Source organism: Brevirhabdus sp., assembly GCF_052826345.1.
Genome location: NZ_JBRBUA010000013.1, coordinates 39,271 through 51,880, shown reverse-complemented (window position 1 = coordinate 51,880; position 12,610 = coordinate 39,271). Strand labels below are relative to the sequence as shown.

Here is a 12,610-nt window from a genome sequence, read left to right as displayed (position 1 = left end):
GAATGCCCGGGTGCCCGCGCGCCTGATCGTCCGATCGTCCGACGCGCGCGCAGGATCAATCGGGGGATTCTCTTGCGCGTGCATCGACGCTATCATGGCGCGCATGACAGGGCCCTGCCGCGAAACCGACCTATACCCGCCGATCAAGGCCTTTCTGGAATCCCAGGGCTATGAGGTGAAATCGGAAATCGGCGCCGCCGATGTGGTGGCGCTGCACCCCGGCGTGCAGGACGAGGACCCGCTGATCGTCGAGCTGAAGACCGGCTTTTCGCTGTCGCTGATCCATCAGGCGGTGCAACGGCAGGCGATCAGCGACACGGTCTATATCGCCGCCCCCCACGGGCGCGGAAAGCCCTTCATGCGGGCGCTCAAGAACATGACCGCGCTTTGCCGCAGACTGGGCGTGGGGCTGATCACGGTGCGCCTGCGGGACGCGCTGGTGCAGGTGCATTGCGACCCCGCCCCCTATCGGCCGCGCCCCGCGCCCCGCCGCAGGGCCGCGCTGCTGAAGGAATTCGCCCGGCGCGTGGGCGATCCGAACAGCGGCGGCGCGACCCGGCGGGGCCTGATCACCGCCTATCGGCAGGACGCGCTGCGCTGCCTGCACCACCTCAACCGCAGCGGCCCCAGCAAGGGCGCCGAAGTCGCCCGCGAGACGCAGATCGCCCATGCCCGCCGCCTGATGGCCGACAACCACTACGGCTGGTTCATCCGGGTGGAACGGGGGATCTATGCACTCAGCCCGCAGGGTGTCGCGGCGCTCGATGCCTATGGGCCTGCGCTGCCACAGCCTGCGGCGGGCGATTGACCGGCCGCGCATAAATCTCGCCCGGTTGCAAATCGCGACGTTGCCGCGCCACGGCAATCGCTGCACTATCCGGCGCAAGGCACAAAAAACCGGGAGGATGCGAGATGACCACCAAACTGATGAAGACCGCACTGACGGCTGCGGCGCTGATCCTCGTTCAGGGCACAGCCTTCGCGCAGGAATTCACCTTCAAGCTGCACCATTTTCTGGGGGCCAAGGCGCCCGCGCAGACCCAGATGCTGGAACCCTGGGCAAAGGCGGTCGAAGAGAACTCCGGCGGCCGCGTCAAGATCGAGATCTTTCCGTCGATGACGCTGGGCGGCCGCCCGCCGGAACTGGTCAGCCAGGCCCGCGACGGCGTGGTCGATCTGATCTGGACGGTGAACGGCTATACCCCCGGCCTTTTTCCCCGGACCGAAGTGATGGAGCTGCCCAACGTCTATGAAAACGACCCCAGGGCGGCCAACCTGGCGCTCTACGACATGTTTCAGGATCAGCTGAAACAGGATTACAAGGGGCTCGAGGTGATGTTTTTGCACGTGCACGCCGGTCAGGCCATCCAGATGGCCGACAGCGACGTGCGCGCCCCCGCCGACCTGGCGGGCAAGAACATCCGCATCCCGACCCGCACCGGGGCCTGGGTGATCGAGGCCCTTGGCGCCAATCCCGTCGCCATGCCGGTCCCCGAGCTGCCGCAGGCCCTGTCCAAGGGTGTCGTCGACGGCGCCTTCATCCCGTGGGAGATCATCCCCGCGCTGAAAATCCAGGACCAGACCAGGTTTCAGATCGAGGGGGCCGACAGGACCCGTTTCGGCAACACCACCTTCCAGGTCTCAATGAACCAGGCGCGCTGGGACGGGCTGCCCGACGACATCAAGAAGGCGTTCCGCGACGCGTCGGGGCGCGATTGGTGGGGCAAGGTGGGCGATATCTGGCGCGCCTCCGACGACTTCGGCATCAAGGTGGCCACCGACGCGGGCAACACCCATGTCACCCTGACCGACGCGCAGACCGAGGCCTTCCGCCAGGCGATGGAGCCGGTCGTGCAGCGTTGGATCGATGAGGTCGCCGCCAAGGGCATCGACGGTGCCGCGCTGGTGGAGGAGGCGCGCCGCCTGATCGCGGAAAACGCAAGCGGCGCGTCCAACTGATGTCGCAACGGCCCCCGGCCGCGCCCCGCGCACCATCGGCCCCGCCGGGACGGGTCCCGGCCGGTGGAGCGTCGGTGCACGGGGGTCCGGTGCAGGATGGCCGCGGCGGCGCGCCCGGCCTGCTCGGGCGGCTCATCACCCTCTGGGCGCTGCTGGGCGGGGTCGTGCTGCTGCTGGTGGTGGCCATGAACGTGGCTTCGGTGCTGGGGATGATCGTCTGGAAACCCTTTCCTGGCGATTTCGAGATGACGCAGGTGGGCGTGGCGGTCGCCGTCTTCGCCTTTCTGCCCTACTGCCAGCTGACGGATGCGAATGTGACCGCCGATATCTTCACCGCCCGCGCATCACCGCGCGCGCGCGCGCTGCTGCGCGGGCTGGCCTCGCTGATCGCGATGGGTTTCGCCGCGCTCCTGCTGTGGCGGATGTATGCGGGGATGCTGGACCAGAGGGCATATGACTACACCACCGCGATCGTGCAATTTCCGATCTGGCTGGCCTTCTTGCCTATCCTGGTCTCGCTGGCGCTGCTGGTCGCGGCCGCGGCGCTGACGTTCGTGCAATCGCTCGGCGCTGCGGCCACCGCGGCGCGAACGCCGCGCGGATGAGCGACCCGATCATCCTCGGCCTCGGCAGCCTGGCGCTTCTTGTCGTGCTGATCGCGATCCGCATCCCGGTCGCCTATGCGATGATCCTGGTGGGCGGCGGCGGCATCGTCTGGGTCAACGGCCCCGGGCTGATGCTGAGCCAGCTCAAGACGCTGGCCTACGGGCAGTTCTCCATCTACGACCTGTCGGTGGTGCCGATGTTCATCCTGATGGGCGAGCTCGCCACCGTCACGGGGTTGTCGGGCGCGCTCTTTCGCGGCGCGAACGCCTGGCTGGGCTGGATGCGCGGCGGCACCGCGATGGCCGCCATCGCCGGTTGCGCGGGCTTCGGCGCGGTCTGCGGCAGCTCGCTCGCGACCGCCTCGACGATGGGCAAGGTCGCCCTGCCGGAACTGAAGCGCTACAACTACTCGGGCGCGCTGGCGACGGGCGCGCTGGCGGCGGGCGGCGTGCTGGGCATCCTGATCCCGCCCTCGGTGGTGCTGATCGTCTATGCCATCATCGTCGAGGCCAATATCGTCACCATGTTCATGGCGGCGATGATCCCGGGCCTGTTGGCGGTTCTGCTGTTCATGCTGACCATCGCCGCCTATGTGATGATCCGCCCCGACGCGGGCCCGCGCGGCGGCGCCGCCGACCGGGCGGAATTCATCGCGGCGACGCTGGGGATGCTGCCGGTCTTCGCGATCTTCGGCATCGTGCTGGGCGGCATCTACGCGGGGTTCTTCAACCCCACGCCCGCCGCCGCGGTGGGCGTCGTGCTGGTGTGGATCTATGGGCTGGCCAAGGGCCGCATCCGCCTGGCGCAACTGTCGCGCGCGCTGCTGGCGACGGCGGGCACCTCGGGGATGATCTATCTGATCCTGCTGGGCGCGGAGCTGATGAAGATCTTCATGTCGCGCCTCGGCCTGCCCCAACAGGCCGCCGCCTGGATCGCCCAGTCCGGCCTTTCGCCGATGGCGGTGATGGTGCTGCTGCTGGTGGCGCTGATCCTGCTGGGCTGTTTGATGGACAGCCTGTCGATGATCCTTCTGGTGATCCCCTTCTTCTGGCCCATGCTGCTGGAAATCAACGGCGGCCTCTATCAGATGGCCGAGGGCTCCGGCTTCGGGATGAGCACGGAGGATCTGAAAATATGGTTCGGCATCCTCGCGCTCATCGTGGTGGAGCTCGGGCTGATAACGCCGCCCGTGGGCATGAACGTCTTCGTGATCTCGGCGCTGGCCCGCGACACGCCGATGACCGAGACGTTCAAGGGCGTGGCCCCCTTCTTCGGGGCGGAGCTGATCCGCGTGGCGCTGCTGCTGGCCTTTCCGGCGCTGACGCTCTGGCTGCCGCGCATGCTGGGGGGCTGAGCCATGGCCGCAACCGTCACCGCCGGCGGCGCGATCTTCCGCAGGCTCAAGGCGCTCGGCGTCGACTGCGTCTTTGCCAATTCCGGCACCGATTTCCCGCCGATCATCGAGGGGCTGGCCGAGGCCGCCGCCGAAGGTGCGGACCTGCCCCGCGCGCTGGTGATCCCGCATGAACATGCCGCGCTCGGCATGGCGCACGGCTATACGCTGATGACGGGCCGGGCGCAGGCGGTGATGCTGCACACCAACGTGGGGCTGTCGAACGGGGCGACCGGCGCGATCAACGCGGCCTGCGACAACATCCCGATGATCCTGATGTCGGGCCGCACCCCGGCGACGGAAAAAGACCGCTTCGGCGCGCGCACCGTGCCCATCGGCTGGGGCCAGGAAATGCGCGACCAGACGGCGCTGGTGCGCGAGGCGTGCAAATGGGATTACGAGCTGCGGTTCCCCGAACAGATCACGGAACTGCTGGACCGCGCCCGCGCCATCGCGCATTCCACGCCCCGCGGCCCGGTCTACCTGTCGCTCCCCCGCGAGGTGCTGTGCGAGCCGGTGGAGGCCGCCGCGCTGGCGGACCCGCCGACCATGACCCCCGCCGCCGCCGCGCCCGATCCGGCCGCCATCCGCCAAGCCGCGCAATGGCTGGCGCAGGCGCGCGCGCCGCTGGTGATCGCGCAACGCGGCACGGGCGACGCGCGGAGTTTCGCGGCCTTTGCCGACTGGGCCCGCGACTGGGGCGTCGCCGTCTGCTCCTGGTGGGCCAACCGGCTGCCCATCGCGACCGACCACCCCTGCCACATCGGCCCCGACCCCGGCGCGGCGCTGGCGCGCGCGGATGTGGTGCTGGTGCTCGACAGCCTCGCTCCGTGGTGGCCCGACCGCCACACCCTGGCCCGGGGCGCACGTGTGATCCAGGCGGGGCCAGATCCGCTCTTTTCCCGCTTTCCGGTCCGCACTTTCCGCGCGGATCTTTCCCTCACCGGAGAGCTTGCGCTGATCCTGCCGCCGTTGATCGACGCGATGCGCGCACAGCCCCGCGACAATCCCGCCATCGCCGCCCGGTGCGCCGCGCTTGCCGCCGACAGTGCGCGCCGCACTGCCCGCGCCACGGCATCGACCGAAAGCGGGACCGGCATCACCAAGGCGCTCGTCGCGCAGCGGCTGGGCGAGGCGCTCGGTTCGCTGCCGTCCTCCGTCTTCTCCGAACTGGGCGTGCCGCTGTCGCATCTGCCGCGGCGCGATCATCTGTCATGGTTTCAGGAACCGCACTCCGGCGGGCTCGGCTGGTGCTTTCCCGCGGCACTCGGCGCGCAGCTCGCCGCGCCCGAACGGATCTGCGTGGCGACGATGGGCGACGGCTCCTACATGTTCTCGAACCCCACCGTCTGCCACCAGATCGCCGAGGCGCTGGCGCTGCCAGTGCTTGTCGTGATCCTCAACAACGAGGAATGGGGCGCGGTCCGCGCCTCCGTCGCAGGGCTCTATCCCGAAGGCCAGGCCGTGCGCGCCAACCGGATGCCCCTGACCGCCCTCGAACCCACACCCGATTTCACCCTGACCGCGCAGGCCAGCCGCGCCTGGACCCGCCGCGTGAGCGACCCGCAGGCGCTTGCCCCCGCGCTCGAGGCGGCGCTGACGGTGGTGCGCTCCGAACGCCGCTCCGCGCTGCTGGACATCAAGATCCTGGCGGACCGCTGAGTCGGCCGCTTCTTCTGGTCAAAAATATCCATGGCGCCGCGGCGGGCGCGGGTGCGCCGCCCCGACAGGCGATCAGCGGCCGCCCCGGCTTTGCCCGCCGCTCCGCGCCGCCCCGTCCCCGCCGCGCCCGCCGCGGCCCAGACGGTGCTTGCGGAACATCCGCCGGTTCAGCTTGATGAAGCCGTCGACAAAGTAATGCACCCCGCCCACATCGCGCCCCGACAGGTAAAGATACCCCGCCCCCGCACCGAGGCTCGCGCCCGCGACATCGACGATCAGATCGCCCATCGTGTCCACGAGCCCCGATTTCTGCATGTTCAGGCCGAACCATTGGTCCATCGCGAATTCGAAGATTTCCCACAGCACACCGATGGTCACCGCGAAATTCAGCGCCATGAATGCCACGACGACAGGCGGCGCGGCGTAGCGGTCGCCCTCGAACAGGGTAAAGACGAACAGGAACCCGATCAGCCCGAACCCCAGCGCCGATCCGCCATGCAGCACGATATCCCACCACCAGTATTTTTCGTAGAAATCGATCGCCTCGCCCAGAAAGATCGTGGCGAAGATGAACACCACGATCGCCGCGATAAAGCTGAGCGGCAGCTTCACCTCCATCCGCTGCGCGAAATAGACCGGCACCAGCGTCAACAGAAAGGTGATCCCCGCGACGAAGGACAGCGACAGCCGCCCGATCGCGATGCCGCCCACGAAGGCGAGGCACAGGATCAGCCAGATCCCCTTGACGACGAAACCCTGTTCTCTCATCGGCTTTAGCATTCCGGCTCCACTTGTTTCCGGGGCACACTATATAAAGCCGATGAGCAGCAACAGCCCTCCCGAGCTTCGCGTCGCAAGCTATAACATCCGTGCCGGCCTGGGGACCGATCTGCGCCGGTCCGCGGATCGCACGGTCGCGGTGATCGACCGGCTCGACGCCGATGTCATCCTGCTGCAAGAGGCCGATTTCCGTCTGGGCGCGCGGCCCGCCTCGCTGGCCCGGCACCGTTTCGGACCGCACTGCGAATTCGTCTCGGTCCCGGTGCCCCATAACGAGGTGTCGATGGGCTGGCACGGCAATGCGATACTCGTGCGCCCTTCGACGGTGATCGAAGAGGTGCATCTGATGGATCTGCCGGGGTTGGAGCCGCGGGGCGCCATCGCCGCCGATCTGACGCTCGGCGGGCGGCGCGCGCGCGTGGTGGGCGTGCATCTGGGCCTGCTGCGCAGCTCGCGCCGCAAGCAGCTGCACGCGATCCGCGAACAGCTTGCCCGGATGCCGACGCGCCCGACCATCATCGCGGGCGATTTCAACGAATGGGCCGCCACCCGCGGCACCGAGCCGCTGGCGCCCGATTTCAGGGTGCACAGCATGGGGTTCAGCTACCCCTCGCGCCGCCCCTTCCTGCATTACGACCGGATGGCCTGCTCGAAGGATCTCCACCTGAAGGCGTTCGGCGTGATCCGCGAAGGCGAGGCGCGGCGGGCCTCGGACCATCTGCCGGTTTGGGGTCATTTCGTGCCGGGCCACGCGGGCTGAGCACAGCGCCCGGCCCCGGTCCCGGGATCCGGCGCCTCCTCCCTCGCGGCGGTGCGGATCATCCGGCGGTCACGGGATATTGCCGCCGGATACGGGCGGACCGGATACGGGCGCCATCGCCACATATCGCCCGTCGTGGTCCTCTACTGCTTGAACGCTTTCGCGTCGCCCTCCTCGGCGGCCGGGCGGCGCGGGTCGATCAGCTCCGTCGCGCGGTCGTTGGTCTTTTCAACCTCGGTCACGGCGGCGATGTCGTAGGTGTAGAAGGTCGCGAGCGATAACAAAATCGCCACACCCGCGCCTGTCAGGAAGGCAGTCATCTCAGGCCTCGCTCTTGCGGCCGACGACAGGCTGGATGCCCGTGCGCCGTGCCGGAGTGTGTTTCGGATCATGCTCGCCCAGTTCGCGGACCCACAGCTCGTGGTGTTCCTCGGCCCAGTTGAGATCGACGTCGCCGCCCCACATGGCCCAGAACGCGCCCTGCATGCCGACGGTGCCGATATAGATGTGACCCACGAAAACGGTGATCAGCAAGGCGCCGATGATCGCGTGGGTCAGCATCGCCCAGCTCATCGCTTCGAGATCCAGCCAGTAATAGGGGAACATCAGCAGCAGCCCCGAGACGATCATCAGACCGCCGCCCAGGAAAGCCGACCAGAATATCAGCTTCTGGCCCGCGTTGAACTTGCGCGCGGGCGGGTTGTCGCCGCTGTCGGAAAAGAACCCGCCGCCACGCTTGAGCCATTCCCAGTCAAGCCGGGACGGAAGATTGCGCCAGGTCCACATCAGCGCCATCGCGACCACCCCCAGCGTGAAGGACGGCACGAAAATCGCGTGCCCCCAAGTCGCCAGCCAACCCGACCAGCCCAGGACATCCTTGCCGAAGGGCCGGATCAGCGTGTCGCCGAAGGCGATGGTCAGCCCCGTCAGCGCCAGCATGATGAAGCTGAGCGCGGTCATCCAATGGTTCGCGCGTTCGAGAAAGTTGAACCGCTTGACCGTGCGTCCGCTGCGCCCCTTGGCGATGGGCACGCGGCCCCGGACCGCCAGCAGCAGCGCCAGCAGGAACGAAAAGCCCAGCAGTGCTATGGCACCTATATGGGTCGCCACATCGGCCAGCCCAATGCGCCAGTCGCGGGCGTTCGGCCGCTCGAACAGGGGGGCGTTGGCATAGGGCAGCGACGAGGTTCCGACGACCTTCTGGCCCTGGCGCAGCATATCGGAGGTGGCGCTGTCTGCGGTGGCCCAGCTGCGGGTCAGCCCCGCGCCGTCGTTCATCGGGCTTTCGGTCAACAGCTCTCCCTGGCTGAGCGCGTAGCGCGGCGCGTCGCTGGCGGGGGCGGGCCCCGACCGGGCGCGATCCTCCTGAAGCTGGGTCCGCTGTTTCAGAACCTCCGCGGCCAGCGTGCGGTTCTGGCGCTCCAGATCGCCGGTCTGCTGACCCTCGATGACGCTGACACCCCAGCGGACCTCGGGCGTGGTCTGATGACGGCCGCCGAACAGGAAGACGATTTCCACGACCAGCGCGATCGCCAGCAGCAGCGCCGCGATCGCGCCCCAGACGCGGTATGCGGTGAAATCACGGCCATGTACCACGACCTGACCTTCGGGGGGGGTAGCTGTGCGGCTCATGACTTTTCATCCGGATAATAGGCGGTTTTCCAGCCCCAGGCGCCGGAGCCGTAGCCGCGGTGAATGACCCTCTCGCGGTAGATCTCGCCGATGGTCTCGCCGTCACCGGCCAGCAGCGCGCGGGTCGAACAGACCTCGGCGCACAGCGGCAGCTTGCCCTCCGCGATGCGGTTGCGCCCGTATTTCTGGAATTCGATCTCCGAGCCGTTCTCCTCGGGGCCGCCGGCGCAATAGGTGCATTTGTCCATCACCCCGCGCGACCCGAACAGCGTGGCGTTGGGATATTGCGGCGCGCCGAAGGGACAGGCGTAAAAGCAATAGCCGCAGCCGATGCAGGTGTCCTTGTTGTGCAGCACGATCCCCAGATCGGTCTGATAGAGCGTCGAGACCGGGCAGACCGCCACACAGGGCGCGTCGGTGCAATGCATGCAGGAAATCGCGATGGATTTCTCGTCCGGCTCGCCGTCGTTGATGGTGACGACGCGGCGGCGGACCATGCCCCAGGGCACCTCGTTCTCGTTCTTGCATGCGGTGGCACAGGCGTTGCATTCGATGCAGCGTTCGGTGTCACAGAGAAATTTCAATCTGGACAAGATGCTTGCTCCTTATGCGGCTTCGATACGGCACAAAGTGGCCTTGGTTTCCTGCATCTGCGTCACCGAGTCATACCCGTAGGTCTGCACGGTGTTCGATGCCTCGCCGATGACATAGGGCTTTGCGCCCTCGGGGTAGCGATTCGAGATGTCCTCGCCCATCCACATCCCCGCGAAGTGGAACGGCATGAACACCGTCCCCGGCCCGACGCGCGGCGTCACCAGCGCCTTGACGCGCACGCGCCCCTCGGGCGTTGCGACCCAGCAGAAGGCGCCGTTCGACACGCCCACCGCATCGGCATCGGCGGGGTTGATCTCCGCGAACATCTGTTGCTGGAATTCGGCCAGCCATTTGTTCGAGCGCGTCTCGTCGCCGCCGCCCTCGAATTCCACCAGGCGCCCCGAGGTCAGCGCCATCGGGTATTCGGCGGCATAGTCGTTTTTCTGCACCGACTCGTAGAGCAGCGGCAAACGCCACATCCGCGTGTCTTCGTAAGTCTTGTACTTGGGCAGAAGATCGCGGCGCGGCGTGAACAGCGGCTCGCGGTGGACCGGCACGGGATCGGGGAAATTCCACACCAGTGCGCGCGCCTTGCCGTTGCCGAAGGGCGACAGCCCATGCGCGATCATCACCCGCTGGACCCCGCCCGACAGGTCGGTCTTCCAGTTCACCTTCATGATCTTGTCGCGCAGCGCCTCGCGGTCGCTTTTCTTGGCGTCTTTCTTCTTCTTGTCCTTCTTGTCCTGCGGATTGGCCGCCAGATAGGCCTTGATCGCGATCAGCGCTTCCTCGGGATAGTCGGGGAACATCGACAGATCGACCTGATCGGGCTGATCGGCGGTGCCGGAATTGGAGGCATTGTTGCCCGACTGCCAGCTCCCGTTGGTGTCGGGATGGGTCTCCTTGCCCTTGGTGTCGCGCGCCATCTGGATGGCCATGCGCTCGAATTCCGCCATCGCCTTCCGCACGTCGGCGTCGGACATGTTCGGCATCTCATGGCGGTATTCGTCGAGGGCGACGGCCACGATCATCAGCTTTTCGCGATCCGTCAGCTCACCCGCCCAGCCGAGCGCCTGCAACATGCCCAGCGTGCCCTCGGGATAGCCGTCGCGGATCTCGCTGCCCTGGGAAAAGCTGTCCTCCGCGAGCAGGTTCTCGCCGTTTCGCTCGACACCCCAGCGTGCGCGGAAGGTCAGCCCGCCTTTCGCCACGGATTTCGACGTGTCGTAGAGCAGCGGCGTACCGGGGTGACCCATTTCCGGCGTGCCCCAGGCGGGCCAGGGCAGGCAATAATATTCGCCCTTCACCGGCTCTTCCTTGCCCTCCAGCGAGACGCTGTCGAACTTGTCCTGATGCTGCATATGCAGCTTGAGCCGCTCGGGCGACTGGCCGGTATAGCCGATCGTCCAGGTGCCGCGGTTAATCTCGCGCAGGATGTCTTCGGCCACCGGCTCCTCGTTCTCGACCTTGATATGCTTGAACATCTCGTCGGCGAAGCCGAGCTCGCGCGCCAGCGTGTAAAGGATGCGGTAGTCCGAGCGCGACTCGAACAGCGGCTCGAACACCTTGTCGCGCCATTGCACCGACCGCGAGGAATTGGTGACCGAGCCGTGGATTTCGGCCGTGGTGGCGGCGGGCAGCAGATAGACGTCATCCTGCTTCTGGGTCATGATCGCGACCTGCGTGGGATGCGGGTCGATCACGCACAGCAGCTCCACCTCCTCCAGCGCCTTGAGCTGGTCGACGCCGCGGGTGATGGAATTCGCCGCGTGCCCCCAGAAGGTCATCGCCTTGACCGGGTTCGGCTGGTCGATCTTGTCGGGCGCCTCGATAATCGCGTCCAGGTAGCGGCTGACCGGCATCCCGGCCTTTTCCATCAGGTCCTTGGACCCGAAGCGCCCCTGTAGCCAGTCGTAGGGCGTGTCCCAGACGCGCGCCCAGTGGCGCCACGCCCCTTCGGCCAGGCCGTAATAGGCCGGCAGCGTATCGCAGGAGACGCCCAGATCAGTCGCGCCCTGCACGTTGTCGTGGCCGCGGAAGATGTTGGCGCCGCCGCCGGATTTGCCGATGTTGCCCAGCACCAGTTGCAGGATGGAGGCGGTGCGGGTCTTGTTGTTGCCGATATGGGATTGGGTCAGCCCCATGCACCAGACCAGCGTGCCGGGGCGGTTTTCGGCCAGCATCCGGGCCACGCGGCGGGTCTGCTCGGGGGCGATGCCCGCGACGCGCTCGACCTCCTCCGGCGTCCACTTCTCGGCTTCCTTGCGGACCTCCTCGATGTTCCAGACGCGCTGGCGAAGATATTCCTTGTCTTCCCACCCGTTGGCGAAGATCTCGCGGATCAGCCCCATCATGAAGCCCACGTCGGCGCCGGGCCGGATGCGCACGTATTCATCGGCATGGGCGGCGGTGCGGGTGAAGCGCGGATCGACCACGATCATCTTCGCGCCGTTCTCCTTGCCGTTGAGCACATGCAGCATCGAGACGGGGTGCGCCTCGGCCGGGTTGCCGCCGATGATGATGATCGACTTGGCGTTGCGGATGTCGTTGAACGTGTTCGTCATCGCGCCGTAGCCATAGGTATTGGCCACGCCCGCCACGGTGGTCGAGTGGCAGATCCGCGCCTGGTGGTCGATGTTGTTGGTGCCCCAGTAACCCGCGAACTTGCGGAAGAGATAGGCCATCTCGTTGGAATATTTGGCCGAGCCGAGCCAATAGGCGCTGTCGGGACCGTATTTTTCGCGGATGGTCGTGAGTTTCTCGCCGATTTCCTTCAGCGCCTGGTCCCAGCTGATCCGGGTCCATTCCCCCGCCACTTTCTTCATCGGGTATTTCAACCGCCGATGCCCGATGGAGATCTCGCGCATCGCGGCGCCCTTGGCGCAATGCGTGCCCTGATTGATCGGACTCTCGAAGGCGGGTTCCTGGCCGATCCAGACGCCGTTCTGGACCTCTGCCCAGATCGAGCAGCCGACCGAGCAGAACTGACAGATGGTCTTGCGCCGCACGACGCCGACCTCGCTTTCGGCCACGACGGCGGGGGCGCTCTGCACCCGGTTGGCGCGCCAGACCCCGGCGGTGCCCAGCGTCAGCCCCGCAAGGCCGCTGGTTTTCAGAAACGCGCGCCGCGACGGCGCATCGGCGGGCGCAGTGTCACGCGGGAACGCCGGTCTGGCTTTCGGGGTTGCGACGGTTGAGGTGGTGCGCTTTTTCAACATGGAACA

General features: G+C 66.9%; 11 protein-coding genes. 6 read left to right on the top strand and 5 right to left on the bottom strand.

What is annotated here, in order from left to right:
- The first annotated feature begins 103 nt into the window (after positions 1-103).
- The 5 genes from ACU0BR_RS01705 (at position 104) to ACU0BR_RS01685 (ending at position 5,620) form a co-directional block, all read left to right on the top strand.
- A complete protein-coding gene (locus ACU0BR_RS01705) occupies positions 104-808 on the top strand; it encodes a DUF2161 domain-containing phosphodiesterase (protein ID WP_446155109.1) in 705 nt (234 codons plus the stop codon).
- A gap of 104 nt (positions 809-912) precedes the next feature.
- A complete protein-coding gene (locus tag ACU0BR_RS01700; protein WP_446155108.1) occupies positions 913-1,959 on the top strand; it encodes a TRAP transporter substrate-binding protein in 1,047 nt (348 codons plus the stop codon).
- 89 nt (positions 1,960-2,048) lie between these two features.
- On the top strand, positions 2,049-2,564 hold the full coding sequence (locus ACU0BR_RS01695; RefSeq protein ID WP_446155107.1) for a TRAP transporter small permease: 516 nt from the start codon (positions 2,049-2,051) through the stop codon (positions 2,562-2,564).
- Entirely contained in the window at positions 2,561-3,919 is a 1,359-nt protein-coding gene (locus tag ACU0BR_RS01690) for a TRAP transporter large permease (RefSeq protein WP_446155106.1), read from the top strand. The genes ACU0BR_RS01695 and ACU0BR_RS01690 overlap by 4 nt, the downstream gene beginning before the upstream one ends.
- A 3-nt stretch (positions 3,920-3,922) precedes the next feature.
- Positions 3,923-5,620: a thiamine pyrophosphate-requiring protein gene (locus tag ACU0BR_RS01685; protein WP_446155105.1), complete on the top strand. Its 1,698-nt coding sequence runs from the start codon at positions 3,923-3,925 to the stop codon at positions 5,618-5,620.
- Positions 5,621-5,692: 72 nt separating this feature from the next.
- On the opposite strand, the gene ACU0BR_RS01680 is transcribed toward ACU0BR_RS01685, so the two are convergent.
- The gene (locus ACU0BR_RS01680) at positions 5,693-6,388 is read right to left on the bottom strand and encodes a hypothetical protein (protein WP_446155104.1); all 696 of its coding nucleotides are present in this window, start codon (positions 6,386-6,388) and stop codon (positions 5,693-5,695) included.
- A gap of 52 nt (positions 6,389-6,440) precedes the next feature.
- On the opposite strand from ACU0BR_RS01680, the gene ACU0BR_RS01675 reads away from it, so the two are divergent.
- Positions 6,441-7,160 (top strand): endonuclease/exonuclease/phosphatase family protein, encoded by a 720-nt coding sequence (locus tag ACU0BR_RS01675; RefSeq protein WP_446155103.1) that lies wholly within the window; start codon positions 6,441-6,443, stop codon positions 7,158-7,160.
- A 143-nt stretch (positions 7,161-7,303) separates the two neighbouring features.
- Here ACU0BR_RS01675 and ACU0BR_RS01670 read toward each other — a convergent pair whose 3' ends face one another.
- The 4 genes from ACU0BR_RS01670 to ACU0BR_RS01655 are packed head-to-tail and all read right to left on the bottom strand — an operon-like array spanning position 7,304 to position 12,604.
- Entirely contained in the window at positions 7,304-7,480 is a 177-nt protein-coding gene (locus ACU0BR_RS01670; protein WP_446155102.1) for a hypothetical protein, read from the bottom strand.
- Between the two features lies 1 nt (position 7,481).
- Positions 7,482-8,792: a formate dehydrogenase subunit gamma gene (locus ACU0BR_RS01665; protein ID WP_446155101.1), complete on the bottom strand. Its 1,311-nt coding sequence runs from the start codon at positions 8,790-8,792 to the stop codon at positions 7,482-7,484.
- Complete coding sequence (gene fdh3B / locus ACU0BR_RS01660; RefSeq protein ID WP_446155100.1) at positions 8,789-9,385, bottom strand: formate dehydrogenase FDH3 subunit beta; 597 nt, start codon at positions 9,383-9,385, stop codon at positions 8,789-8,791. Before fdh3B ends, ACU0BR_RS01665 begins: the two co-directional genes overlap by 4 nt.
- A 12-nt stretch (positions 9,386-9,397) precedes the next feature.
- On the bottom strand, positions 9,398-12,604 hold the full coding sequence (locus tag ACU0BR_RS01655) for a formate dehydrogenase subunit alpha (RefSeq protein ID WP_446155099.1): 3,207 nt from the start codon (positions 12,602-12,604) through the stop codon (positions 9,398-9,400).
- Positions 12,605-12,610: the final 6 nt, after the last annotated feature.